This is a genomic window from Sphingobium sp. YBL2 (assembly GCF_000943805.1).
In the GTDB taxonomy this organism is placed as follows: Bacteria; Pseudomonadota; Alphaproteobacteria; order Sphingomonadales; family Sphingomonadaceae; genus Sphingobium; species Sphingobium fuliginis.
Genome location: NZ_CP010954.1, coordinates 2,134,292 through 2,159,723 on the forward strand (window position 1 = coordinate 2,134,292; position 25,432 = coordinate 2,159,723).

General features: G+C 65.3%; 16 protein-coding genes. 7 read left to right on the top strand and 9 right to left on the bottom strand.

Annotated features, from left to right (window positions below):
- Nucleotides 1–4: 4 nt before the first annotated feature.
- From TZ53_RS09710 to TZ53_RS09720, 3 genes are all read right to left on the bottom strand, one after another.
- Entirely contained in the window at nucleotides 5–1,624 is a 1,620-nt protein-coding gene (locus TZ53_RS09710) for a glycoside hydrolase family 43 protein (protein WP_044662966.1), read from the bottom strand.
- A gap of 147 nt (nucleotides 1,625–1,771) precedes the next feature.
- Nucleotides 1,772–2,764: a glycoside hydrolase family 43 protein gene (locus tag TZ53_RS09715; RefSeq protein ID WP_025552074.1), complete on the bottom strand. Its 993-nt coding sequence runs from the start codon at nucleotides 2,762–2,764 to the stop codon at nucleotides 1,772–1,774.
- Nucleotides 2,765–2,786: 22 nt separating this feature from the next.
- Nucleotides 2,787–4,451: a carboxylesterase/lipase family protein gene (locus TZ53_RS09720; protein ID WP_044661131.1), complete on the bottom strand. Its 1,665-nt coding sequence runs from the start codon at nucleotides 4,449–4,451 to the stop codon at nucleotides 2,787–2,789.
- 252 nt (nucleotides 4,452–4,703) lie between these two features.
- Between TZ53_RS09720 and TZ53_RS09725 the strand changes: the two genes are divergently transcribed.
- Entirely contained in the window at nucleotides 4,704–5,747 is a 1,044-nt protein-coding gene (locus TZ53_RS09725) for a LacI family DNA-binding transcriptional regulator (protein ID WP_044661132.1), read from the top strand.
- Here TZ53_RS09725 and TZ53_RS09730 read toward each other — a convergent pair.
- Complete coding sequence (locus tag TZ53_RS09730; RefSeq protein ID WP_025549234.1) at nucleotides 5,711–7,342, bottom strand: glycoside hydrolase family 43 protein; 1,632 nt, start codon at nucleotides 7,340–7,342, stop codon at nucleotides 5,711–5,713. The two genes, TZ53_RS09725 and TZ53_RS09730, sit on opposite strands and share 37 nt — an antisense overlap.
- The gene (locus TZ53_RS09735) at nucleotides 7,339–8,583 is read right to left on the bottom strand and encodes an MFS transporter (protein WP_025549233.1); all 1,245 of its coding nucleotides are present in this window, start codon (nucleotides 8,581–8,583) and stop codon (nucleotides 7,339–7,341) included. Before TZ53_RS09735 ends, TZ53_RS09730 begins: the two co-directional genes overlap by 4 nt.
- Before the next feature lie 339 nt (nucleotides 8,584–8,922).
- On the opposite strand from TZ53_RS09735, the gene TZ53_RS09740 reads away from it, so the two are divergent.
- Nucleotides 8,923–11,820: a TonB-dependent receptor plug domain-containing protein gene (locus TZ53_RS09740; RefSeq protein ID WP_235600854.1), complete on the top strand. Its 2,898-nt coding sequence runs from the start codon at nucleotides 8,923–8,925 to the stop codon at nucleotides 11,818–11,820.
- A gap of 306 nt (nucleotides 11,821–12,126) precedes the next feature.
- Entirely contained in the window at nucleotides 12,127–13,476 is a 1,350-nt protein-coding gene (locus TZ53_RS09745; RefSeq protein ID WP_025549230.1) for a cation:proton antiporter, read from the top strand.
- Nucleotides 13,477–13,665: 189 nt separating this feature from the next.
- Here TZ53_RS09745 and TZ53_RS09750 read toward each other — a convergent pair whose 3' ends face one another.
- The 3 genes from TZ53_RS09750 to TZ53_RS09760 all read right to left on the bottom strand — a co-directional run bounded on the left by TZ53_RS09750 (nucleotide 13,666) and on the right by TZ53_RS09760 (nucleotide 16,103).
- Nucleotides 13,666–14,670: an SMP-30/gluconolactonase/LRE family protein gene (locus TZ53_RS09750; RefSeq protein WP_044661133.1), complete on the bottom strand. Its 1,005-nt coding sequence runs from the start codon at nucleotides 14,668–14,670 to the stop codon at nucleotides 13,666–13,668.
- Nucleotides 14,667–15,722, bottom strand: coding sequence for a Gfo/Idh/MocA family protein (locus TZ53_RS09755; RefSeq protein WP_044662968.1), 1,056 nt, complete (start codon nucleotides 15,720–15,722; stop codon nucleotides 14,667–14,669). The genes TZ53_RS09750 and TZ53_RS09755 overlap by 4 nt, the downstream gene beginning before the upstream one ends.
- Before the next feature lie 84 nt (nucleotides 15,723–15,806).
- The gene (locus TZ53_RS09760; RefSeq protein ID WP_025549227.1) at nucleotides 15,807–16,103 is read right to left on the bottom strand and encodes a response regulator transcription factor; all 297 of its coding nucleotides are present in this window, start codon (nucleotides 16,101–16,103) and stop codon (nucleotides 15,807–15,809) included.
- Nucleotides 16,104–16,459: 356 nt separating this feature from the next.
- On the opposite strand from TZ53_RS09760, the gene TZ53_RS09765 reads away from it, so the two are divergent.
- Complete coding sequence (locus TZ53_RS09765) at nucleotides 16,460–17,806, top strand: GntT/GntP/DsdX family permease (RefSeq protein WP_025549226.1); 1,347 nt, start codon at nucleotides 16,460–16,462, stop codon at nucleotides 17,804–17,806.
- A 43-nt stretch (nucleotides 17,807–17,849) separates the two neighbouring features.
- Entirely contained in the window at nucleotides 17,850–18,527 is a 678-nt protein-coding gene (locus TZ53_RS09770; RefSeq protein ID WP_044661134.1) for a FadR/GntR family transcriptional regulator, read from the top strand.
- Nucleotides 18,528–18,533: 6 nt separating this feature from the next.
- Here the strand turns inward: TZ53_RS09770 and TZ53_RS09775 are convergent, their stop codons facing one another.
- Nucleotides 18,534–19,064, bottom strand: coding sequence for a gluconokinase (locus TZ53_RS09775; RefSeq protein WP_025549225.1), 531 nt, complete (start codon nucleotides 19,062–19,064; stop codon nucleotides 18,534–18,536).
- Nucleotides 19,065–19,236: 172 nt separating this feature from the next.
- Between TZ53_RS09775 and TZ53_RS09780 the strand changes: the two genes are divergently transcribed.
- Entirely contained in the window at nucleotides 19,237–22,281 is a 3,045-nt protein-coding gene (locus tag TZ53_RS09780; RefSeq protein ID WP_025549224.1) for a glycosyl hydrolase family 28-related protein, read from the top strand.
- A gap of 137 nt (nucleotides 22,282–22,418) precedes the next feature.
- Nucleotides 22,419–25,388 (top strand): TonB-dependent receptor plug domain-containing protein, encoded by a 2,970-nt coding sequence (locus TZ53_RS09785; protein WP_044661135.1) that lies wholly within the window; start codon nucleotides 22,419–22,421, stop codon nucleotides 25,386–25,388.
- The last annotated feature ends 44 nt before the right edge of the window (nucleotides 25,389–25,432 follow it).

Genomic DNA, 25,432 nt, shown 5'->3' on the forward strand with positions numbered 1-25,432 from the left:
TTCCTCATGGGGCGGGCGTGTAGTGATAGGGGCCGACGACCGTGCCCACGAAGCCCCCGGCCTTCCGGGTGCTGAGCAGCGTGGCGTCCACCCCCTGCTTCAGCGTCCGGGTCTTGCCGCCGGCGCCATAGTCGAACGCCATCGTCCCACCGGTCACGCGCATGGTCAGGGTCACGGGTCCGTTCGTGGCGACGGGGGCAGAGGCGACCAGCGTGTCGGCGTCGGCCGCATCGCGGGTGTAGAGCGCGACGACGGGCTGGCCGGCGATGCGGGTCAGGCCGAAGAAGAGGTTGCTGCGGTCGCTCTGCACGGCGGCCAGCCCGGCGCGGTCGCCGTCTTTGACCGGCGTGTAGCGCAGCGTGGTGGAGAAGGTGGCATTGGCATGCTGCTGCCGCCGCCCGATGAAGGCAGGGACGCCGTTCAGGTCCCCGATGGCCGCCCCGCTCTCCAGTTCCAGCGCGCCGTCCCTGATCTGGTAGAAGGGCTTGTGCGGGGTGCGAATGCCGATCCACTGCATGGGCAGGCGCGTGCCGTTGAAATCCTCGACATAGGAAAAGTCGCCGCTCGTCGGGATCGCCGGCCTGGGCTGCGGCGGAAGGTCGGGGCGCTTCGCTGCATGGGGGATCGCCTGACCGCGCGGCAGGATGATCGGCCAGCCGTCCTTCCATGTCACTGGCAGCAGGAAGGTTTCGCGGCCGATATTGTAATGGTCGTCGCCATCATAGGGACGCACGGCCAGGAAGGTCGCCCACCAGTCGCCCCTCTGCGTCTCCACCAGTTGGGCGTGACCGGCCGATCCGATGAAGTTCGACCGCGCGGGGTCAAGATCGCGCTGGGTGAGGATCGGGTTCCCCTCATAGGGCGTGTAGGGGCCGCGCAGATCCTTCGAACGGAACACGACCTGCGAATGGTTGACGCTGGTGCCGCCTTCGGCCGCGGTCAGATAATAATAGCCGTCCTTCCTGAAGATATGCGGCCCTTCGATCCAGACCGGCTTTTTGCTGATGTCGACGCCGCCGTTGATGAGTTGCGTGCTTTCCCCGACCATCTTGCCGGCGCGCCAGTCATATTCCTGAATCCAGATGGCGCGGTGCCCGTCATAGCGGGGCGGTTCGTTGGGCGCGCGGTTGTTGACGATATAGGCCTTGTCCCCCTCCCAGTAGATGGAGGGGTCGATCCCTTCGAACGGCAGCCATATGGGGTTTGACCAGGGGCCGGCGGGGTCCTTCGCCGTGATGATGAAATTGCCCCTGCATTCGACGCAGGTGTTGACGATGTAGAAAGTGCCCTCGTGCCAGCTGATGGCCGGCGCGAATACGGCCTGCGAAATGCGGCGACCGTTGAAGTCGAGCTGTTCCGGCCGGTCGATCGCATTGCCGATCTGCGTCCAGTTGACGAGGTCTTTCGACCTGAAGATCGGCAGGCCCGGATAATGGGCGAAGGAGGAGTTGACGAGATAATAGTCGTCCCCCACGCGCATGACCGATGGATCGGGATAATAGCCGGTCAGGATCGGGTTGCGATATTCACCCGGCTTTACCGCGATCTTCTCGATCGACTTTCCTTCATAGGCAAAGCGATCGAACCGGGCGGGCGCCGCCTCGGCGGTGGCGGCGCCCAGCATGAGCAGGGAAAAGGACAGCAGCGCAGAAGGAAGGGGTAAAAGGCCTAAGGTCCGGTGCGTCACGATCAATCTCTCCTGGAAGTGCCGACCATCCCGTGCGGCTCGCTTATTGATAGCGCTACCAATCATATGTGTCGAGCGGGATGCTCAGTTCCGCGCAGGGCGCGCCGTTACTCCGGCCTCGGTCTGCACCACCGGTTTCAGGGTGCCGTCAGGATTATATTCCAGCCGCTCGACGGTGACGGCCCGCCGGCCGATGGCGCCGTTCAGATCGCCGATCGCAAGCGTGGCGTTGTGCAGGAAAATATACCAGTCGCCCTTAAATTCGGCGATGCCCGGATGGATGGTGAAGCTGTACTTGCCAGAGCCGGTGAGTTCGCCGCGATAGGTCCAGGGGCCGTCGAGGGACGTTGCGGTCGCATAGGATATGCGTTCGTCCCGATGCGTCGCCCTGTCGAGGGAGGCATAGGTCAGATAATAGAATCTGCCGCGCTTGTGCAGCCAGGGGCCTTCCTCGAAATGGGGCGGAGTGATCTCCCTGATGGGTCCGTCCAGCTCGATCATGTTGGACTTCAACTTCGCGATATAGGCCTGACGATTGCCCCAGGCGATCCAGCTCGTGCCATCGTCGTCCGTGAAGACTGTGGGATCGATGTCTTCCCAACTGTGGGTGCCCTTTGGCGTCATCTGGTTGGTGATCAGCGCCGAGCCCTTCGCATCGACGAACGGGCCGGTCGGCTTGTCCGAAACGGCGACGGCGATCGCCTTGCCCGGATGCGTGTTGTCATGCTCGACCGCGGCGTAGAACCAGTAGCGGCCGTTCTTTCGGATGGTCTGCGACGCCCATGCATCCTTCTTCGCCCATTTGAAGTCGGACACCTTCATGATCGGGCCATGATCGGTCCAGTGCCGCATGTCCGTGGTGGAATAGACCAGCCATTCCTTCATGTTGAACATCTCGTCCCGCTGCGCCTCGTCATGGCCGACATAGAGGTAGAGGCGGTCGCCATCGACCATCGGCGCGGGATCGGCGGTGAACTTGTCGCGGATGATGGGATTGGACCCCGGCGCCGCGTCCTGCGACAGGGCAGGCGCGGCAATGGCGGCAAGGGTGAGGAAGGGAAGCAGCGACCGGCGCATGGATGGACAGTCCTCTTGATGTTCAGCTCAGGATGATGCGGCGCGCCGCGCCCTGCGGATCGTCGACCATGCGGCATTGATTGTCGAAGACCATGGTCGCGCACCGCGTGGCGTCGGTCGGCGTCCAGTTCAGGCCCGGCTGGCTGGGATTGCCGGTGCGGGCGAAATTGGCCCAGGCCGTCGCCATGGTGCGGGCCAGCTTCCGCGCTTCGGGCGTATTGCCGGTGCCCTGATCGCACAGCGCTGTATTGTCGAACACGAAGGCAAGGTCGGCGGTGTGCCATGCGCCAGCGACTCCGTCCAGCTGGGGCGACTGCCACTGGAAGAGATATTGGTACATCGGCGCGGCGCCCGGCTGCTTGTCGCGCAGGCCAACCATGGTCTGGATGCGATTGCGGTAGCCCAGGGAGTCCACGCCGTAGGAGAGGGTGCGGATCGCCTTTTCGGGGTGGTCCCGCTTCATCTGGGCGATAAGCGCGTCCGCCTTCCGTGCGCCATAGCGTTGGCTGAGGTCGGCGCGCCATTCCGCCTCGCCGGGATTCTGGCCGAACCGCATTCCCTCTTCGCTGGTGTTGCCGATCAGCATCGGCACATCGCGGGAAACATCGGGCGCCACGTCGAAGAAGGACCGCACCGTGATGACCCGGCCGTCCATTGTCGGATTCCAGCCCACGCGCGGAGTGGTGGAGGGGCCGCCTACCCCGCGCGGGCCGTTGACCTGCTCGGCCACCTTGTTGCCCGCGGCGAAAAGCGTCGCCCAGTCCATCCTTTGCAGCGCGCCGATGTCCCGCGCGCCGATACCCAGTTCCTTGACGACCCGGCGCGAGAAATCGCGCGATTGCTCCAGCGTCGGAATATTGCCGCCGCCGCCCGATTGCGCCGCCGCGCGATGGATGAGACCCTTGCCCGACGGCATGCCCATCAGCGTCGTCACCTTGGATGCGCCGCCCGACTGGCCATAGATCATGATCCGGTCCGGATTGCCGCCGAAGGCCGCGATATTTTCCTGCACCCAGCGTAGCGCCGCGATGCAGTCGGTCATGCTGACATTGACCGATTCCTCATAGGGCGCGCCGCCCACCTCGGTCAGGTCCAGAAAGCCCAGCACGTTGAGGCGGTGGTTGATCGACACCTGCACCACGTCATGATGCCGCGCCATCTGCGCGCCGTCGTGAGAGGCGAGTTCGTAGGAGGAGCCGAAGGCGAAGCCGCCGCCGTGGAAATAGACCATGACGGGGCGATTGCCCGACAGCGAGGGCGTCCAGATGTTGAGCTTCAGCATGTCCTCGCCAAGGAAGCCGTCGGTCCATTGCTGGAGGAAGGTGTGTTCCTTCGCGCGAAAACTGTGCAGCGTCTGCGGGCAGTTCGCCCCATAGGCGAGCGCGGGATAGGGATCGGTCCAGGGCTTGGGGGGCCTGGCGGGAAGCCAGCGGTTCTCTCCCCCCGTATCGTCGCCATAGGGTATGCCCTTGAAGGTGAAGACGTCTCCGGCGACATAACCGCGCACCGGGCCATAGCGCGTCCTCGCAATGGCGTTGCGCGGCGTGGTGCAGGTTCCCGCACCGCCCGAAACGGCGGTCGAGCGCGGAGCGGCCGCTGCTTCGCCACCCAGCAGCGCCGCCGCGCTGCCCAGGGACGACGCCAACAGCGCCTGACGTCGATCGAAAAGCATGGCCCGCTCGGTCATCCAGCATCCCCTTGTCGATTATGATGCCGGTGTCCTGCTGATCGACCGGCGCTAAAATCCTATACGATCCAGAGGGCTGGTCAATAACTCACACAAATATTTTATGCGCCGTCGCCCGCCGGGGGATGACCCGGCGAACGCCTCTCGCCGCGCTCCGGCATCTCCGCCGATCCATGTCCTCTTTGCCCCTTTGCCGCAGGCGATCCTTGGCTTAGATCACCGTTTTGGGTTTGTCGAAGACATGGGGTGGGCATGGCGAAACCGGAGCGTCCGGCGCGCGGGGCGACGATCGTCGATGTGGCGGCGCGGGCGGGCGTGTCGTCGATGACGGTGTCGCGCGTCATCAATGGGCGCGCGGGCGTGAGCGCACAGGCGCGCGCGGTGGTGGAGGAGGCGATCAAGGCGTTGGCTTACACGCCGAACGTCGCGGCCCGCAGCCTGGTGACGTCCAGCGAACTGCGCATCGGCGTGATCTATTCCAATCCCAGCGCCGCGTTCATGAGCGAATTTCTGACAGGGGTGTTCGAGGAAGCGTCCGCCTGCAGCGCGCGGCTTGTGCTGCTGAAGGGGGAAGGGGGGCGCGCTCCGTCCGCCGCCGCGCTGGAAGACTGGATCGAATCGGGGATCAGCGGCGTGCTGCTCGCTCCGCCGCTGGGTGAAGCGCCGGATGTGCTTCGCGTCCTGCGGGCCAGAGGCTGCGTCATGGCGGCGGTGGGCGCATATCAGTCCCCCGATACGATTTGCGTGCGCATCGACGATCGGGCCGCGGCCTATCAAATGACCGGGTTGCTGCTGGACATGGGGCATCGCCGACTGGGGTTCATCCTTGGCAATCCCGATCAGGCGGCAAGCGCCGAACGCATGGCTGGCTTCTACGCCGCCGTCCGGGAACGGGGCGGGGTGGAGGTGCAGGTCGCGCAGGGCGATTTCACCTATATGTCCGGCCTCGCCGCTGCCGAGCAGTTGCTGGGCGCGGCCAGTCCGCCCACGGCGATCTTCGCGAGCAATGACGACATGGCGGCGGCCGTCGTGTCCGTGGCGCACCGGCGCCATCTGGACGTTCCGGCGGAACTGACCGTCGTGGGGTTTGACGATACCACAGCCGCCCAGACGCTGTGGCCGCCGCTGACGACCGTGCACCAGCCGGTGCGGGATCTGGCGGCGGAGGCCCTTAACCTGTTGGTGGCTCAGATCGCGGCGGGCGCCCGCCGTTCCCGCGTTCCCCGCGAGAGGATTCTGGAGCATCGGATCGTGCAGCGTCAGTCCACCGGAGCGCCGAGCTCTTCCTCCACATAGACGAAGCTGGCGAAATCCGCCGGATGGGCCTGGCCCGACAGGTCCTGGCAGGCCATGCCGATGAAGGCGCCGGTGAAGTTGGGCAGGCCGGGGTGGGTGACTTCGTCCGACAGGATGCTGGCGTCGTGGACATCCGGAAGGATATGCCAGTCCTCCCCATCGGGCCGCCAGGCGAAGCGCAGCCGGTCGCCATCCACGGCGGCGCGCAGATCGATCGCGCCGTCGGGCAGCCGGTCTGCGACGATGTCGAATCTGTTGCCCTCCGGATTTTCGGGCGAAGCGGAGAGGATCTGGAGCTGCCGCCGGCCTTCCTCGGCGCTGACGCACAGATAATAGAATTTGGTGCTGTTATAATAATAGATGAGGCCCGCCGCCTGCTGGAAGCTGCGGGGCTCGAAGGAGAGCGAGGTCGTCGCGGTGAAGCGGAAGGCGGTCTGCCGCCGCGCCACCAGCGCCTGCTCGAACAGGCTGCCGACCGTTTCACGCCCGTAAAGACGCAGGAAGCCGGGCCGGACCGTCAGGCTGAACAGCCGTTCCGGGGCGGGGCTGCGCAGCCATTGCAGGTCCTGCGGCAGTTGGGGAAGGTCGAAGCGGCCGTCCCAGCGTTCGATGTCCCATGGGGCGGGCGGCAGGTCCGGCGCAGGCGGCGTCCGGTCGGGCTGCGCGTCCCCGTTGACGGTGCGCAGCCAGCCATCCTCGCCCCACAGCATCGGTTGTATCGCGGTTTCGCGGCCCATGATGCAGCGTTCGCGCCCCGGCAGGGGACGGCCGCACAGATAGGCCAGCCAGGTGCTGCCATCCGCCAGTTCCACCAGATCGCCGTGGCCGGCGCGGGCGATGGGCACGTCCTTGCGGCCCGCGCTGGTCAATATGGCTCCATCCGGATGCACTTCATAGGGGCCGAGCAGGTCGGGCGCGCGCGCCATGACGACGGCATGATCCCAGCCCGTGCCCCCTTCGGCGACCAGCAGATGATAGAAGCCGCCATGCTTGTAGAGATGCGGCCCTTCGGTAAAGCCGCGCTCCGTGCCCCTGAAGATCAGCGTCGGTTCGCCGACCAGCTTCAGCGCCGCGCGGTCCAGTTCCTGCGCCTGTATGCCGGCGAACCGGCCATGGCCGGGCCGGTGGTCCCACAGCATGTTGAGCATCCAGCTGCGCCCGTCATCGTCATGGAATAGCGCCGGGTCGAAACCGCTGCTGTTGAGGTGCACCGCGTCCGACCATATGCCGTCGACCGTTTCGCAGGTGACGACATAATTGGGGAAGTCGCGCAACGACATGCCCTTCGCCCCCTGAACGGTAGTGGCGCCGTAACGCTTGACGTCCGTGAAGACCAGCCAGAAGCGGCCGTCCGCATGGCTGAGGTCCGGGGCCCACACGCCGCAGCCGTCGGGATCGCCGCGCATGTCGAGCTGCGCCGCGCGGTCGAGCGGGCGAGCGACGAGCCGCCAGTTCACCAGGTCGCGGCTGTGGTGGATCTGCACGCCCGGATACCATTCGAAGGTGGATGTCGCGATGTAGAAATCGTCGCCCACGCGCACGATCGACGGATCAGGATTGAAGCCCCGCAAAATGGGGTTGGAAATGTTTGTCATCGAGGCTTGCGCACCAGCGTCCACAATATGGCGGCGCCGACCAGGTCGAGCACGCCGAGCAGGATGAAAAAGGGCTCATAGCCGACCCGGTCGACCATCTGCCCAAGGGAAAGGGAAAAGACCAGCACGCCCAGATTCCCGGCCAGGCCCGCCATGCCGGCGGCGGTCGCCACCTCATTCCTAGCGAACAGGTCGGACGCCATGGTGATGACCGTCACCGACAGGGTCTGATGGGCGAAGCCGCCAAGGCAGAGCAGGGCGATCGCCGCATAGGGATTGGTGGCAAAGCCGACAAAGGCCATGCCGGTCATCAACAGGGCGCCAAGCGTGAAGGCCCAGCGCCGCGCATCGACAAGGTCGATCCCCCTGCGCTGGAGGAAGGCGACGACGGCCGGGCCGAACAGGCATCCAAGGTCGGCGGCCAGGAAGGGCAGCCAGGCGAACAGCGCGATTTGCCCAAGATCGAAGCCGCGCACGCGCGCAAGGTAGAGCGGCATCCAGAAGGACAGCATGCCCCAGACCGGATCGGCCAGCAGGCGGGGAAGCGCTATGCCCCAAAGGTCGCGCCGCCGCGCAAGGGCGAGCACAGCGGGTTTTTCGGCGCGAGCGGCCAGGCGCTGTTCCTGGTTGTTCAGGATATAGTCGCGCTCCGCCTGACTCAGCCGCCGGTGCCTCATCGGGCTGTTGTAATGGAGGAACCAGAGGACCGACCAGATGAGGCCTATGCCCCCCGCCACGACGAAGGCCAGCCGCCAGCTATGCACCATGACGGCCCAGGCGACGAGCGGCGGGGCGAAGACCGCGCCGAAGGAAGCGCCGATATTGTAGATGCCGCCCGCGATGCCGCGTTCCCTGGAGGGGAACCATTCCGCCACCAGCTTCTGGCCGGCGGGCTGGGCCGATCCTTCCGCCAGGCCGAGCAGCCCGCGCAGCGCGGCGAATCCGAACCAGCCATTCACAAGGCCATGCGCCATGGTGACCAGCGACCAGACCGCGACGCATATGGCGAAGCCAATGCGCAGCCCTACGCTGTCAAGGAAATAGCCGGCCGCCGGCTGGAGCATCACGCCCAGTTGGAAGGCGCCGGTTATCCAGCCATATTCGACGTTGCTGATCTTCTGTTCGGCAAGGATCACGGGCGCGGCAACGCCCAGCACGGAACGCGACAGATAATTGATGACCATCGCGCCCACAAACAGGCCGATGATCGTCCAGCGGAACTTGCCGACCAGCGTCAACATGGCGGCCTGCTCCAGCGCGAGCCGCGAAATCGCCTGGGTTTTCGGGCGATGGGAGCCGGGCCGCCGTCCTCCACGGACATGGCATGGCGGCGGCATTTGTGGTTCGAAAGCAACATCCCCTCCCGATAATCTTGTATGAGTATTGACAATAATCCTCCTCCAATCAATAGGCATTGTTAGCGCTAACTAAAAATCAGTCGATTCCTTGTTATCGTTTGACGGTGAAGGCGCGCGGCCGGGGCGACAGCCCCGCATTCAGATGCAAAGCATCATTTTATTGGGGAGAGCAGGATGTCGGATTTCCAGTTTCAACGCCGTTTGATGCGCGCGGGTTGCGCCATGGCAAGCATGGTCGCGCTCGGCATCGGCCTTGTCCATGCGCCCGCTTTCGCTCAGGCGGCGAGCCAGGCTTCGGCGCCCCAGAATGGCGAAGAGCGCGCCAGCACTTCGGACATCGTGGTCACCGGATCGCGCATCAAGGCCAGCGGCTATACCGCGCCGACGCCCACGACCGTGATCGATGAAACGTCGATTCAGGCCAATGCGCAGCCCAACATCTTCACCACCATTGCCCAGTTGCCGTCGCTTCAGGGCTCAAGCGGCACCACGGTCAACACCTTCAGCACCTCAAGCGGCCAGCAGGGCCTCAGTTCCTTCTCGCTGCGCGGCGTGGGCGCGATCCGTACCCTGACGCTGATCGATGGCCAGCGGGTTGTCGGCGCAAACGTGACCGGCGTTCCCGACGTCAGCCTGTTCCCGCAATTGCTGATCCAGCGCGTCGACGTGGTGAATGGCGGTGCGTCGGCCTCCTACGGATCGGACGCCGTGGGCGGCGTCGTCAACTTCATCACCGACACCCGCTTCAAGGGGCTGAAGGGCAATATCCAGGGCGGCATCAGCAAATATGACGACAATGAACAGGTGCTCGTCCAGCTTGCGGCCGGCACCAGCTTCCTGGACGATCGCGCGCATCTGGTCGTCAGCGGCGAATATGCCAATGAAGACGGCGTGGGCGGCGGCGACTGGGGCATCGGCCTGGCCGGCGGCCGCGACTGGTTCAAGCAGACCAGCCTGATCGACCGTGGCGTCATCAATGACGGATCGCCGCGCTATGTGCTGCGCGATTATGCGCAGGCCTATAACTACACCAAATATGGCCTCATCACCTCCGGCCCGCTGCAGGGCACGGCGTTCGACCAGAACGGCAACCCGTTCCAGTTCAACTATGGATCGAACGGCGTCCCCGCGCGTGACGGCACGACCAATGTGCGCGGCTGCTTTCCCGGCTTCTGCCTTGGCGGAGACCTGTCGGGCAATGTCGATGCGGGCCGTTCGCTCCAGTCGTCCATCGAACGCATCAACACTTATGCACGCCTCGGCTTCGACTTTGCCGACAATGACGAACTCTACTTCACCTTCAACTTCGGCCAGGTGAAGACGCAGAACCAGCCTGTGGGCGGCATGAACAAGCCGGGCCTGACGATCCAGTGCGCCAATCCGTTCGTGCCGGCGTCGATCAAGGCGGCCTGCGCGACGGCGGGCATCACCAGCTTCGGCTATGGCACCAGCAACGCCGCGCTGGGCAACACGCAGGTCAACACCGACCGCCGCCAGTATCGCGCGGTGATCGGCGCCAAGGGTCAGTTCGACTTCCTGGGCACCGAATGGTCGTACGACAATTATTATGAGCGCGGCACGAACTATACCGACATCGATGTGTCGAACATCCTGCTCACCAACCGCTTCAACGACGCGATCAACGCAACCACGCTGAACGGCGCGGTGGTGTGCGCCAGCGCCGCGGCGCGGGCGAACGGATGCCAGCCGCTCAACATCTTCGGCGGCAACCCGTCGGCGGCTGCGCTCGCCTATATCATGCCGGAGAACGGACCCCGCCAGCGGACCCGCCAGACGCAGGACGTGGTCAGCATCAACATCTCCGGTTCGCCGGTGGAACTGTGGGCCGGGCCGCTGTCGATCGCCTTCGGCGGCGAATATCGCCACGAATTCTATCGCGTGAAGGCCGATCCCTATGGCGTCGGCACCAATTTCCAGCCGAGCGAACCCGACTATCCGTTCGATCCCACGCTGCTGCCCGGCGGCAACAACTGGTACGCCGGCAATTACAAGAGCGGCGGCGGCGCCTATGGCGTGAAGGAAGCCTTTTTCGAGGCCGATCTGCCGGTCCTCAACAGCGACGCGCTCGGTCGCGCCAACATCAACGGCGCGGTGCGCGTGACCGACTACAGCACGTCCGGCACCATCTGGGCATGGAAGGTCGGCGGCACATGGAACCTCCCGATCGAAGGATTCCGCCTGCGCGGCGTGACGTCCAAGGACGTCCGCGCGCCCAACCTGTCGGAACTGTTCGCCGCGCCGGTCACCACGACATTGCCCAATTTCTTCGACCCGTTTCGGGGCGTCAATGTGCTCGCGATCCAGAACAGCATCGGCAACCCGAACCTGCGTCCGGAAACGGCGCGCAACACGACGGCGGGCATCGCCTTTTCCGGCGCGTCCTGGCTGCCGGGCCTCAGCGTTTCGTTCGATTATTACAAGATCAAGATCAAGGACGTCATCTCCAGCCTGGGCGCGGGCGACATCGTCAACCTTTGCTTCCAGAATGTCCGTCCCGAAACCTGCAGCGCGTTCAACCTGAACAACCAGCAGGGGCCGAACTTCATCAATGTGCAGGCGTTCAACCTGGCGTCGATCGATACCAGCGGGTTCGACATAGAGGCGAGCTACCAGTGGCGGCAGCCTCTGGGCCTGCCGGGCACCCTGACCCTGCGCGGCCTTGCGACGCATGTCAGCAAGTTCGTGACGGACTCCGGCCTGATCGGCACGATCCCGGTCGACAGCGCGGGCGTCAATACCGGCAACACGCCCGACTGGAAGTTCCTGGCGATCCAGAGCTACGAGAATGAGAAATTCTCGTTCATGATCCAGGAGCGCTGGTTCAGCGACGGCGTGCTGGGCCACCAATATGTGGTTTGCCAGCCGGGCACCTGCCCTGCGTCCACCAACAATCATCCGACCATCGACCAGAATTTCATGCCCGGCGCCTTCTACATGGACATTGGCGGCACCTATAATGTCACGCCGCAGGTGACCGCCTATTTCAAGGTCGACAACCTGTTCGATCGCGATCCGGCCAAGTCGCCATTCTTCGTCAATCCCGCGCTCTACGATGTCGTCGGGCGCATGTATCGGGCAGGCGTTCGTTTCCGTTTCTAGGACATGGTGCGGGAAATCGGGAACCGGTCTTCTGCTCATGACCAGGTCAACGTCTGAATGAAGACCATGCTGTCGGGGTCGAAGCGACACCGGCAGCATGGCGATGAACTGGGGAGAGGTTTGCGTCCAGAGCTTTGCCTGGGCCAGGGCAGCGGCGGTTTTCCCCTTCCCCCGCCTTGCCCCATGCCTCTCCTCCCTCTTCTTCCGCGGCATCGGGCCGCTTGCGCCGGGCCGTCAAGCGCGCAATCCCTTCCTTCCACCGGGAATATGTGGTAGCGCTCCCAAAATAAGAGGCGAGAGGGTGGGATGGCAGGGGATATTTTTCCGTCGCTGACGAACATATTGGCGCCCCACGGGCCGCCGGTCAGCGCGAAGCTGCTGAGTTTCGCTCCCGGCGACTACAGCATCCATTTCTTCCTGCAACTCGCGCTCATCGTCCTCGCCTGCCGGGGGGTGGGCTGGTTCTGCCGCAAATTCCTGGCGCAGCCCCAGGTAGTCGGGGAAATGATCGCCGGCGTGATCCTGGGGCCCTCGCTGTTCGGCGTCGTCGCGCCCGACCTGCAGGCGATGATCTTTCCCAGGGAAACCAACAATGTGCTATACGCCGGCGCGCAGTTCGGCGTGGCGCTTTACATGTTCCTCGTCGGCCTGACGCTGCGCCTGGATCATTTCCAGTCGAAGGCCCGGAACGCGGCGATGGTGTCGGGCGCGGGGCTGTTCGCGCCTTTCGTCATCGCGATCCTGATCACGCCCTGGCTTGTCACCGTTCCCGGCCTTTTCGCGGAGGGCATAGGTCAGGGCAGCGCGACGCTCTTCATGGGCGCATGCATTGCCCTGACCGCCTTTCCGATGCTGGCGCGGATCATCAACGAACGCGGCCTTGCCGACAGCCCGCTCGGAACCCTTTCGCTGACGGCCGGGGCGTTCGACGACGCCGCATCCTGGTGCGTGCTGGCCGTGGTGCTCGCCCTGTTCGGCGGCGGCAGCGGCGTTGCCGTTCTGGCGATCGTCGGCGCCTTCCTCTATGTCGGTTTCCTGCTGCTGTTCGGTCGGCGCCTGCTTGCGCCGCTGGGGCGCGCGGTAGAGGCGCAGGGCGAAATGAGCATGACCGTGCTGGCGATCACGCTGGCGCTGTTCTGCCTGTCCGCCTTCATCATGGACGCGATCGGCATTCACGGCATATTCGGCGGCTTCATCCTGGGCGTATTCATGCCGCGCGGTTTGTTCGTGGAGGAACTGAGGAAGAAGGTCGAACCGTTGGCCGTCGTCATCTTGCTGCCGATGTTCTTCACCTATTCCGGGTTGAACACGCGCCTCGACATGGTGAATTCGCTTTCCTTCCTGCTCATTGCGCTCGGCATATTGGTCGCCTCCATCCTTGCCAAGTTCGGCGCCTGCTATGCGGCGGCGCGCCTGTCGGGCGAGGATAATCGGACCGCGCTGGGAATCGGCGCGCTGATGAACTCGCGCGGACTGATGGAACTCATCATCATCAATATCGGCATTCAGAAGGGCATTATCGAACCCGCCCTGTTCTCGATGCTGGTGTTGATGGCGATCGTCACCACCATGATGGCGGGGCCGCTGTTCGAGATAGTCTATGGAAGGCGCGCGCGGGCGGAGGGGGAATTGGGTCGGCTGGGGGCCGCGGCCTGATCTCCCTGTCGTGAGCCGCCCCTAAGGTGTGTGGGGATTCAGCTCAGGGTGGAGCGAAAATGGTGGATTTCGAGAACCTCGAAACGAGGCAGGTGACTCGTTTCGACGCAGCGTACTCAAAGTACGTGAGCACTGGAAGCGCAGAAAGCCGTCATTTGCAGCCCGCCATGGGCTGAATCCCCACACACCTTAGACCGGCCGAACCGGCACGACCGCGAGCATATCGGAGGATGTGAGGAAAAGGCGTCGCCCGGCGGCGTCCAGCGCGCAGTTCGCCACCGACTTGCCCGTCCCGATCAGCCCCAGCGCCCTGCCGTCCGGGGCGAGTATGTGGACGCCCCCCGGACCTGTGGCGAAGACATGCCCATTGCGTGAAACCTTGATGCCGTCCGGCAGGCCGGGCAGGCCCTTCTCCTGTTCCGCGCGCATGTCGTGGAACAGGCGCTGACCCGTCGGAAAGCCGCGTTCATCGAGCGAATAGGCCAGAACCTCCGGCCGCTGCTCATCGGACAGTGCAAGATAGAGCGTCCTGCCGTCCGGCGATACCGCAACGCCATTGGGGCGGCGGTGACTGCCGTCCAGCAGCGACAGCGCTCCGTCCGGACCCAGCGCATAGAGGCCGCAATGCTCCAGTTCCCGCAACGCAGACCTATCGCCATCCGTCAGCCCATAGGGCGGGTCGGTGAAATAGATCATGCCCGACGGCGCGACGCACAGATCATTGGGGCTGTTGAAACGCTTGCCCTGGAACCGGTCGGCCAAAATGGTCCGGGCGCGCGTGCGCAGGTCGATTCGCACGATGGCGCGCGTGCCGCTGTCCGCGGCGATCAGCGCGCCGGAGGAATCGATCGCCAGACCGTTGAGGCCCGGCTCCCTGATGCCGGGCGGCACGGGGCCTTGCAGGCCGGAAGGCGACAGGAACGGACGCACCCCATCCTTCGGCCGCCAGCGATACAGGATATTGGACGGCGGATCGTTGAACAGCAGGCAATTGTCCCGCGGCGCCCAGACCGGACCCTCGGCCCATTTATAGCCCCTGGCGAGGACGGTCACGGACGCGGATGGCGCGACGATCCGGTCCAGTTCGGGGTCGAGCCGCCGGATCGAGCCGATGGGGGCGGCCACCGCCGCGCCCAGCCGCGCGCCGACGGGCAGGCTCGCCAGACCGGCCAGGAACATCCGGCGCGACGTCATGCCCTTATGGCGACCTCTCGCCGCTCGGCCGCCGAACGGTAGATCGCTTCGATCACGCGCATGTCGGCAAGGCCTTCCTCGCCCGGCACGATGGGGGTCGTGCCGTTGACGATGCATTCGGCCATATGATCGAGCTGCCCCGCAAACTGGTTCTTGGCCGCGGGCGGGAGCGTGCGCGGGGTCGTGACGCCATCCTTGCGGATCGACATGCTCTGCCCCTGATAAGGGGTCGCCGGTTCCATGTCGATCCAGCCCTGCGTGCCGATGACGCGATAGCCATTATGGGAGGAACTATAGCTGGAGATGCAGTTGGCGACGATGCCGGATGGAAAGCGCAGCAGGAAGCTGATGCGGTCCTCCACCGTCTTGAAGCGGGGATCGGCTTTGTCCGTGGTCTCGACGGCGCTGACCGAAACCGGCTCTTCCCCGGTCAGGTAACGGGCTGCGTTCAGGCTGTAGATGCCGATGTCCATCATCGATCCGCCGCCCGACAACGGTCGGTCGAGCCGCCACTGGTCCGGCCGGGCCGGGAAACCATGTTCGGCGGTGATGAGGCGGGTGGGGCCGACATGGCCGCCGCGCGCCAGTTCGATGGCGAGCCGGTTATAGGGTTCGAACCGCGAACGATAGCCGATCATCAGCTTCGTCCCCGCCTTGCGGCAGGCGGCGATCATCGCCTCGCACTCCGCGACGGACACGGCCATGGGCTTTTCACACATCACATGCTTGCCCGCCTGCGCCGCGCGGATGCTATATTCGGCATGCATGCTGTTGGGCAGCACCACATAGACGACGTCGATGTCCGGATTGTCCCGGATGCGATCGAAATCGGCATAGCTGTAGCGGTGGGTCGCCGCTATGCCATATTGCGCGCCATATTGGTCCAGCTTGGCCGGCGTGCCGCTGACGAGGGCGACCAGCCTCGCATGCTCGCAACCCGCGAAGTTCGGCATGATCTGGCGCGTGGCGTAGGAACCCAGCCCGACAATGGCATAGCCGATCTTGCGCGCCGGCGCCGCGCCGGCGCGCGTTGCCATGCCGGCCAGAACCATTCCGGCGCCAAGGCCGCCCAGGATTTCACGACGGGAAGTGGTCGCCACGCGAAGCTCCCTTTTTTCTGGAGGATGAATGAGGGGTCAGTCGGCGGCGCGGCCAAGCGCGGGGCGCAGCCAGCCCAGATTGCGCGCGACGATGGCCGCCTGGGTGCGGTTGCGGACGTTCAGCTTCCGCATCAGCGCCGTCATATGAACCTTCACCGTGGCTTCGGCCATGCCCAGTTCATAGGCGATCTGCTTGTTCAGCAGGCCCGAATGAACGCAGCGCAGAACCTTCATCTGGGTGGGGGTGAGCTGGGGCGGTTCGGCCGTCCTGATGCCCTGGGGCCTCTGATCCTGATGACCGAGGCTGTCATGCAGATCCAGCGCGATGTGCATCCTCTCTCTCCCTGTTTTGCCGGGCGCTGTCCTGCCCGGCGCTATTCTACCCGGCCTATTCCGCCAGGCTTGCCGAGGCAGCGCGGTTCGCGCACTGCCATGTCGGATTCGATAACGCTAACATACCGGAATCGGTCAGACAGCTTCAAGCGAAAAATGCGATATACGACCCCATATCTGTGGTTTTGCGCTGAAATCATGGCTATGACCTGTCTAACAGGTTTAAGCAGCGGCTGATCTCCGCATGGCCCTATCACCATATAGAAGAGAGGGGAGAGGATGGCGTTAACATCAGTTATGGCGGCGGTGGCTCCTCATCCGCCGGTCGCCCGCGTCGGTGCGGGAGCAGGCGCCGCATGAGCCCGGCGGACTATCGGCTGATCTTCTCGGCCATTGCCGGCATCGCGCTCTCCATCACGCTCATCATCCGGGGGCGGCTGCATCCGTTCGTGGGCCTGCTCTGCGGCGCCTTCACCGTGGGGCTGCTGGCGGGCCTGCCGATGGAGGAAACCGCAAAGGCGGTGGAGAAGGGCGCGGGCGCCATCCTGGGCGGCACGGGCCTTGTCGTCGCGCTTGGCCTCGGCCTTGGCGCGATGCTCCAACTGTCGGACGGCGCAGGCGGACTCGCGCGCGCTGCGCTGCGCATTTCAGGCATTGGGGGCGCGCCCTGGGCCAGCCTTTTCACCGCCATCGTGATCGGTCTGCCCCTCTTCTTCGAAACGGGGCTGGTGCTGCTGCTGCCGATCGTCGCTTCGGCGGCGGCGGCCTTGCCCAATGGGCAGAACAACGACACGGCCAAGCTCCGCCTGATGCTGCCCGCCCTGTCGGGCCTGTCGGTGGTCCATGCGCTGGTGCCGCCGCATCCCGGCCCGTTGCTGGCCGTGAACGCGCTGGGCGCCAATCTGGGCCTGACGCTGGTCTATGGCCTGATCGTCGGCATCCCCACCGCCATCATCGCCGGCCCGCTGCTGGCCCGCTTCACCGCGCCCGGCGTGAAGCTCAGTCCTCCGCTGCTCGATCCCGTGCGCGTCGATGTCGCGACTCCTTCCGTCGGCCGCGCACTGGCGGCCGTGCTGCTGCCGGTCGTGCTGATCGCGGCGGGGCAGGCGGTCGCGCTGATGCCGCCGGACATGGCGACGCTGTTCCACTGGCTGAGCTGGATCAGCGATCCGGTCGTCGCGCTGCTCGTGGCGGTGCTTGCTGCATTGCCGCTGCTGTTCGGGCGACGCATCGCCGACCGCAGCATCCAGAACGCCATCTGGACGGAGGCGATGACGCCCGCCGGGGGCATCATCCTGGCCATCGGCGCGGGCGGCGCGCTGAAGCAGGTGCTGGTGACGGCGGGGCTTTCCGACATGTTGGTGCGGCTGGCGCAGGGCGGCGCGATCTCCCCGATCCTGCTTGCCTGGGGCGTGTCCGTCTGCATTCGCCTGGCGACCGGTTCAGCCACGGTGGCGACGATCACCACGGCAGGCGTCATGGAGGGGCTGGTCGCCGCATCCGGCGTGCAACCCGAATGGATGGTCCTCGCCATCGGCGCGGGTTCGCTGTTCTTCTCGCACGTCAACGATCCCGGTTTCTGGCTGGTGAAAAGCTATCTTGGCACCGACATGCCCGGCACTTTCAAGACCTGGTCGATCATGGAGACAGTCGTCGCCGTCGTCGGCCTGCTGCTGGTGCTGGCGGCGAGCAGTATCTTCTAGCAAGGGGGGCAGCCATGACTTCGACAGACAGGCAGGTGTCCCGATGACGCAGGCGCGGCTTTCCGACCATGCCTATGCCGGCATTGTCGAGATCATCAAGGCGGAAGGTCTGGAGGTCGGTGAACGCCTGCCCTCCGAATCGCGGCTGGCGGAGATGTTCGGCGTCTCCCGCGCCATCGTGCGGGAAGCTTTGGTGCGGCTGGCGTCGGACGGCATAACGGAGGCGCGGCGGGGCGCCGGCTCCTTCGTCAAGAGCCGCCCGTCGGAACGGCTGACGGCCTTCATGCCGCTCAGCGAACTGCCGACGACGCTCGGCAGCTATGAGGTGCGCTTCGTGCTGGAGGCGGAGGCCGCGCGCCTCGCCGCCACCCGGCGGACGGGGCATGAAATGGCGCATATCGAAGAAGGGCTGGCGCTGTTGAGCCAGGCCCTGCTGTCCAGCGAGCCCGCCCATGCCGAGGATATGGAACTGCACCGCCGCATTGCGGAAGCGACCGGCAATCCGGCCTTCGTCATCACCTTCGATGCGCTATATGGCGATGTAGAGAAGATCATGCGGGCGGGCGTCGACATCTCCCGCTCCCGCCCGCCGGAGGTGATCGCGACCATGCTGCGCGAGCATGAGCTGATCGTCGACGCGATCCGCGCCCAGGACCCGGAGGGCGCCGCGCTCGCGATGCGCTGGCATTTGTGGGAAGGACGCCGCCGCCTGATGCCGTGAAGGCAATCAGCGCAGCCAGTCCAGCGTCAGATCGCGCAGCGCGCCGGGCGGCGTGTCGGTGGTCAGGATCATCGCGCCCTCGTCCGGCTGCGGCCGTTCCAGCGTCGCCAACTGGCTGTCCAGCAGGCTGGCGGGCATATAATGGCCGGGGCGGTTGCAAAGGCGCGCCAGCAACTGGTCCCGGCTGTTTTCCAGCAGGACAAAACGCACAGGCGCGCCGATCGCCGTGCGCAGCCGGTCGCGATAGCTTCTGCGCAGCGCCGAGCAGGCAAGGACCGCCGCGCCGTTCGCCGCTATCGCATCCGCCGCCGCTTGCCCCAGACGGTCGAGCCAGGGCCAGCGATCCTCGTCGGTCAGCGCCCGCCCGCCGCGCATCTTCTCCACCGCATCGGTCGAGTGGAAACTGTCGCCCTCCAGAAAGGGACAGGCCAGCGCTTCGGCCAGCAGGGCGCCCAGCGTCGACTTGCCGCAGCCGCTGACGCCCATGACGATGACGGCGAGCGGCAAGGAGGGGGCAGGATCGGCGGATGATGGCAAAATGGCGTCCCTGGCAGGCGGGCGATGGCGCCCTGATGACGCACCGCCCCGATGTCCCTTCGCTATAGCTTTGCCGGCAGAGGCATGAAAACTACGACCTTTGTCGCAAGTGCCAAGCGCCGGCCCCGGCCTTAGCCATGGGTCGAGGCGACAACTATCTCGGGAGACGGTGATGATCGGACGCGCCATGATGGCGGCTCTGCTGGCGGCGACGGCCCTGGCGGGGGCCGAACAGGCACAGGCGGAGCAGGCATCCTCCGCGGGCCGCTCGGTCTTCCCCCTTGCCCCCGACGAACCCGATGCCGTCACCGTCAGGGCGAAGGGCGACGGCCGCGCGGACGACAGCGCGGCGATCCAGCAGGCGCTCGACAAGGCGCGGGACAGGACCGGCCATGGCATCGTCTTCCTGCCGTCCGGCACCTATCGCATCACGCGCACGCTGGTGATCCCGGCGGGCGTGCGCGTCTATGGCGTGGGGCCGACGCGCCCCGTGATCCTGCTGGGCGCCAATACGCCCGGGTTCCAGCAGGGCGTGTCGACCATGATCGTCTTCGGCGGCGGCGACCAGTATAATGTCGGCCAGGTGCCCGTGCCGGTGCCGACCGTCGTCCCGCGCGAAAAGGTGGTGCGCGACGCCAATTCAGGCACTTTCTATTCCTCGATGAGCAATGTCGACATAGAGATCGCGCCGGGCAATCCGGCGGCGGCGGGCGTGCGCTTCCGCATGGCGCAGCATGCCTTCCTCAGCCATATGGAATTCCGCCTCGGCACCGCCTTTGCGGGCGTCTATCAGGCGGGCAACGTCATCGAAAATGTCCATTTCCAGGGCGGCCGCTATGGCATCGTGACGGAAAAGACCTCGCCCGCCTGGCAGTTCACCCTGCTCGATTCCACCTTCGACGGCCAGCGCGACGCCGCCATCCGGGAACATGAGGTGGACCTGACGCTGGTCAATGTCGCGATCCGCAACACGCCCGTCGGGATCGAGATCGACCGGGGCTATGGCGACAGCCTGTGGGGCAAGGATGTCCGATTCGAAAATGTGTCGAAGGCGGGCGTCATCATCTCCAATGAGAAGAATGTCTTCACCCAGGTCGGCTTCGAAAACGCGCTGGCGGTGAACAGCCCGGTCTTCGCGCGCTTCCGCGACAGCGGGCAGGCGGTGAACGGCAAGGGCAGGGCCTATAGGGTGGCGTCCTTCTCCTACGGCCTCGCCGTGCCCACGCTCGGACGGACGGGCGAGTACAGGACGGAAGCGGAGGTGGAGGCGCTGCCCGCCATGCCCGCGCCCAGGACGCCCGCCATCCGCGACCTTCCGGATATGGCGCAATGGGTCAACGTCCGCACGCTGGGCGCGATGGGCGACGGCAGGGCGGACGACACCGCCGCGATCCAGAAGGCGATCGACAGCCACCGCATCCTCTATTTCCCGACCGGCTTCTACAAGGTCACCGACCGGTTGAAACTGCGCCCGGACAGCGTGCTGATCGGCTTGCACCCGGCGATCACGCAGCTTTATATTCCGGACAACAATCCCGGACATGCCGGCCTCGGCACGGTGCTCCCCATATTGGAAAGCCCCAGGGGCGGCGACAATATCCTGTCCGGCCTCGGCCTCTTCACCGGCCGCGTGAACCCGCGCGCCTCCGCGCTGCTGTGGCGCTCGGGCGAGAACAGCCTGGTGGACGACGTCAAGATCATGGGCGGCGGCGGCACCCCCACCGCAGACGGCACGACGCTCGGCAGCCTGCGGGTCCACACCGGCGATCCCGTCACGGACGACCGGCTGGACGCGCAATATCCCAGCATCTGGGTCACGGACGGGGGCGGCGGCACCTTCGTCGATGTGTGGAGCCCCAACAGCTTCGCGCAGGCGGGTTTCTATGTCACGGACACCCGCACGCCGGGCCATGTCTATGAAATGTCGGTCGAACATCATGCCCGCAATGAATTCGTGCTCGACAATGTGCATAATTGGGAGTTCCTGGCGCCCCAGACCGAACAGGAAGTGGGCGACGGGCCCGACGCCATCTCGCTCGACATCCGCAATTCCAGCAACCTGCTGTTCGCCAATTATCATGGCTATCGGGTCACGCGCACCTATGCGCCGGAGGAAAGCGCGGTGAAGCTCGCCAATTCGGGCGACATCCGCTTCCGCAACGTCCACATCAACGCCGAAAGCGGCTATGCCACCTGCGACGACGAAGGCTGCGGCACCTTCCTGCGGGCGAGCAAATATCCGTTCGACAATGCGATAGAGGATGTGACTCGCAAGCTGTTCGTGCGGGAAAGGGAGTTTGCGAAGCTCGACATCGGACCGGCGGGCAGCACCATCCCCGCCCCGCCGCCCGGCGGCACGAAGGTCGATAAGCTGGAGGACGGCTTCTGGTCGATCTCCGGCGCGGCGGTGGACCCGCAGGGCGCGCTCTATTTCATCGACCGCCGGTTCCAGCGCATCCACCGCTGGAGCGAGGACAAGGGGCTGGAGATCGTGCGCGACCATGCGCTCGACCCGGTGAACCTTGCCATCGACGCATCGGGCCATGTGATGGTGCTGTCCTCCCTGGGGCCGAAGGCGGGCGTCTATTCCTTCGATCCGGCGGGGCCGAAGGATGCGATGACGCCGATCCGGCCCACTCCGGTGCGCAACGCCGCCGCCGCCCGGACATTGCTGCCGGTCAACTGGTGGAACAATGGCGAGTTTCGCGACCAGCTCGACTTCGGGACCTATCGGTTCACCACATTGGCGGAGATGTTCGCACGCGACGTGGGAACGCCCAAGGCGCAGGAATATCTGTCACCGGACGGCAGCCTGTCGCTGCCCGCCTTCCGCACCTGGCAGCAGGGGCCGGTCGACCATAGCGGCTGGCGCTGGTCCGACAGCCTCAACGCTTATGGTTTCGTGTCGGGCGAGCCGGGCGAGCGCCTGTTCGTCACCAATGCGTCGGAAAATGTCACCTATAGCGGCACGGTGGGCGCGGGCGGCGCGCTGACCGATCTTCGCCGCTTCGCCAATCGCGGCGGGGAAAGCGTGGCCGTGGACGGCCGGGGCCGCGTCTATGTCGCGAACGGGCAGATCTTCGTCTATGGGCCGGACGGCAGGGAAAGCGGCCGGATCGACGTGCCCGATCGTCCGTTGCAGATCCTGTTCGGGGGCCCGGACAGGCGCACGCTGTTCATCCTGACGCACCACGCCCTCTACGCGGCGAAGCCGTAGGAAAACGCCGCCACGGCGCGCCTACGACCTATGTCGTAAGTGCGGCGCGGCGGGCCGGGGGCTAATCTTTGCGGCATCGCCGGGCATGGGCGCAGCCGGCCGGCAACGGGCGGCCAGATATAAAAGGGGAAGGATCAATGAAAGTGACGATCGCAATCCATCGACATCTGGCCGGCGTCAGCCTCGCGGCGGTGGCGAGCATGGCTCTGGCCGGCGCGGTCCGGGCCCAGGACGCGGCCACGCCCCCGACGGCCGCGCCCCAGGCGCAGACGGAGGATGCGGGCGCGGCGCGCAATGCCGACATCGTCGTCACCGGGTCGCGCATCACGACCAGCGGCTTCAACGCGCCCACGCCAACCACGGTGATCGGTGAGGAGCAGATCGCCAACAATGCGCAGCCCAATATCTTCAACACCGTCGCCCAATTGCCTTCGTTGCAGGGATCGACCGGCGCGTCGACCGGCACCTTCAGCACGTCGAGCGGCCAGCAGGGCCTCAGCTCCTTCTCCCTGCGCGGCCTGGGCCCGATCCGCACCCTGACCTTGCTCGACGGCCAGCGCGTCGTCGGCGCGAACGTCACCGGCGTTCCCGACATCAGCATGTTCCCGCAGCTTCTGGTGAAGCGCGTCGACGTGGTGACGGGGGGCGCGTCGGCCTCCTACGGCTCCGATGCGGTCGGCGGCGTCGTCAACTTCATCACCGACACCCGTTTCGAAGGGTTCAAGGGCAATATCCTTGGCAGCATCACCAAATATGGCGACGATGAAACCGCGCTGGTGCAGGCGGCCTGGGGCAAGTCCTTCCTCGACGATCGCCTGCATGTCGTGCTGAGCGGCGAATATGACCATGAAGGCGGCGTGGGCGCCGGCGACTTCGGCACGGACCTCGCCGGCAGCCGCGACTGGTACCGCGCGACGACGCTGATGAACACCGGCCAGCTCAACAACGGCCTGCCGCAGTTCAACTATCGCGACTATGCACAGCCCTATCAATATGCGCGCTACGGCCTCATCAACAACGGCCCGTTGCAGGGCATCGCCTTCGACCGGAACGGCACGCCCTATAATTTCAACTATGGTTCGGGCGGCCAGCCGCTCGGCAACGGCCAGGTCAGCAACTGCTTCCGCGGCAACAGCTTCTGCCAGGGCGGCGACCTGTCGGGCGCGCCGGGTTCGGGCGCCTCTCTGAAATCGGCGCTGGAGCGCATCAACGGCTACACCCGGATCGGCTACGACTTCGCCGACGACAATGAAGCCTATGTGACGGTCAATGTCGCGCAGGTGAAGACCAGCAACCAGCCCAGCCCCGGCTATAACCGGCCCAGCCTGACCGTCCAGTGCGCCAACCCGTTCCTGCCGCAACTGGTGCGCGACCGCTGCGCCACGGCGGGCATCACGGAATTCAGCTTCGGCAGCAGCAACGGCGCCTTCCCCGATCCCCGGGTGCACACCGACCGCAGGCAATATCGCTTCGTCGGCGGGCTGAAGGGCAAGATCGGCGTCGGCGGAACGGACTGGAACTATGACGCCTATTATGAACATGGCATCACCATTTCCGACATCAGGGTGCGGGACATCGTCCTCCAGAACCGCTATGTCGCCGCAACCAATGCGATCACGCTCAACGGCGCCGTCGTCTGCGCCGATCCGGCGGCGCGGGCGGCGGGTTGCCAGCCGATCAACATCTTCGGCGGCTTCACCCCTTCGGATGCGGCGCTGGCCTATGTCGCGCCGCATGAGAACGGACCGTTCCAGCATACGAAGCTGACGCAGGACGTCGCCAGCCTCAACTTCTCGGGCAATCCGTTCGAACTGTGGGCTGGGCCGGTCTCGGTCGCGTTCGGCGGCGAATATCGCCGCGAATTCTATCGCGTGAACGCCGATCCCTATGGCGCGGGCGTTTCGCCGCTCAGCCCCAACAGCCCCGACTATCCGGCCGATCCGCTGCTCAATTCGACGCTGGGCAGCAACTGGGCGGCCGGCAACTACAAGAACGGGCGCGGCAAATATGAAGTGTGGGAAGGCTATCTCGAAGTCGACCTGCCGCTGATCGACAGCGACGCCATGGGCCGCGCGAACCTCAACGGCGCGGCGCGCGTCACCAACTACAGCACGTCGGGCACGGTCTGGACGTGGAAGGTCGGCGGCACCTGGGACACGCCGCTCGACGGCATCCGCCTGCGCGCCGTGACCTCGCGCGACGTGCGCGCGCCGAACCTGTCGGAACTTTTCGCGGCGCCCACGGTGACGACGCTGCCCAACTTCAACGATCCCTTCCGCAACCAGGCGGTGCAGGTGTTCCAGAACACCATCGGCAACACCAATCTGAAGCCGGAAGTGGCCCGCAACACCGAACTCGGCATCGTGCTGGCGCGGCCGTCATGGCTTCCCGGCCTCAGCCTCTCCTTCGACTATTACAACATCAAGCTCAGCGGCGTGGTCTCCACCCTGTCGGCGGACCAGATCGTCCGCTTCTGCTTCGAGGGCAACCAGGCCTTCTGCGGCGGCTTCCAGCTCGACGGGCCGCAGGGCACCAATTTCGTCAATGTCCAGCCCTTCAACCTCGCTTCCTGGAAGACCAGCGGCTTCGACATAGAGGCAAGTTATCAGTGGCAGCAGCCGCTGGGCCTGCCGGGCAGCTTCACCGTCCGGGCGCTGGGCACGCATATCCGCAAGTTCATCGTCAATGCGGGCATTGCGGGCGTCGACCCGGTCGATCAGGCGGGCGCCAACAACGGCAATACGCCGGACTGGAAATGGCTGGCGGTCCAGACCTACGACAGCGGCCGGTTCAGCTTCACGGTGCAGGAACGCTGGATCAGCGACGGCACCTTCGGCAATCAATATGTCGTCTGCCAGTCGTCCTGCCCGGCCTCGACCACGAACCACCCGACCATCGACTATAACCGGATGAAGGGCGCCTTCTACGTCGACATCGGCGCGACCTTCAAGTTCGGCGAAAACCTGTCGATCTACGGCAAGGTGGACAATCTGTTCGACAAGGACCCGGTCGCCGCGCCGCAGACCAACACCGGCCTGGACATCAACCCGGCGCTCTACGACACGCTGGGCCGCATCTACCGCGCGGGGGTTCGCTTCAACTTCTGATCTGCCACTCTCTCCCCCACCTCGTCCCGGCCTTCACCGGCCGG

Excerpts from the sequence above, each read along its gene's own strand:
- TZ53_RS09710 (WP_044662966.1), bottom strand. The coding sequence starts at position 1,624 with ATGCTGGGCGCCGCCACCGCCGAGGCGGCGCCCGCCCGGTTCGATCGC.
- TZ53_RS09715 (WP_025552074.1), bottom strand. The coding sequence starts at position 2,764 with ATGCGCCGGTCGCTGCTTCCCTTCCTCACCCTTGCCGCCATTGCCGCG.
- TZ53_RS09720 (WP_044661131.1), bottom strand. The coding sequence starts at position 4,451 with ATGACCGAGCGGGCCATGCTTTTCGATCGACGTCAGGCGCTGTTGGCG.
- TZ53_RS09725 (WP_044661132.1), top strand. The coding sequence starts at position 4,704 with ATGGCGAAACCGGAGCGTCCGGCGCGCGGGGCGACGATCGTCGATGTG.
- TZ53_RS09730 (WP_025549234.1), bottom strand. The coding sequence starts at position 7,342 with ATGACAAACATTTCCAACCCCATTTTGCGGGGCTTCAATCCTGATCCG.
- TZ53_RS09735 (WP_025549233.1), bottom strand. The coding sequence starts at position 8,583 with ATGTTGACGCTGGTCGGCAAGTTCCGCTGGACGATCATCGGCCTGTTT.
- TZ53_RS09740 (WP_235600854.1), top strand. The coding sequence starts at position 8,923 with ATGGCAAGCATGGTCGCGCTCGGCATCGGCCTTGTCCATGCGCCCGCT.
- TZ53_RS09745 (WP_025549230.1), top strand. The coding sequence starts at position 12,127 with ATGGCAGGGGATATTTTTCCGTCGCTGACGAACATATTGGCGCCCCAC.
- TZ53_RS09750 (WP_044661133.1), bottom strand. The coding sequence starts at position 14,670 with ATGACGTCGCGCCGGATGTTCCTGGCCGGTCTGGCGAGCCTGCCCGTC.
- TZ53_RS09755 (WP_044662968.1), bottom strand. The coding sequence starts at position 15,722 with ATGGTTCTGGCCGGCATGGCAACGCGCGCCGGCGCGGCGCCGGCGCGC.
- TZ53_RS09760 (WP_025549227.1), bottom strand. The coding sequence starts at position 16,103 with ATGCACATCGCGCTGGATCTGCATGACAGCCTCGGTCATCAGGATCAG.
- TZ53_RS09765 (WP_025549226.1), top strand. The coding sequence starts at position 16,460 with ATGAGCCCGGCGGACTATCGGCTGATCTTCTCGGCCATTGCCGGCATC.
- TZ53_RS09770 (WP_044661134.1), top strand. The coding sequence starts at position 17,850 with ATGACGCAGGCGCGGCTTTCCGACCATGCCTATGCCGGCATTGTCGAG.
- TZ53_RS09780 (WP_025549224.1), top strand. The coding sequence starts at position 19,237 with ATGATCGGACGCGCCATGATGGCGGCTCTGCTGGCGGCGACGGCCCTG.
- TZ53_RS09785 (WP_044661135.1), top strand. The coding sequence starts at position 22,419 with ATGAAAGTGACGATCGCAATCCATCGACATCTGGCCGGCGTCAGCCTC.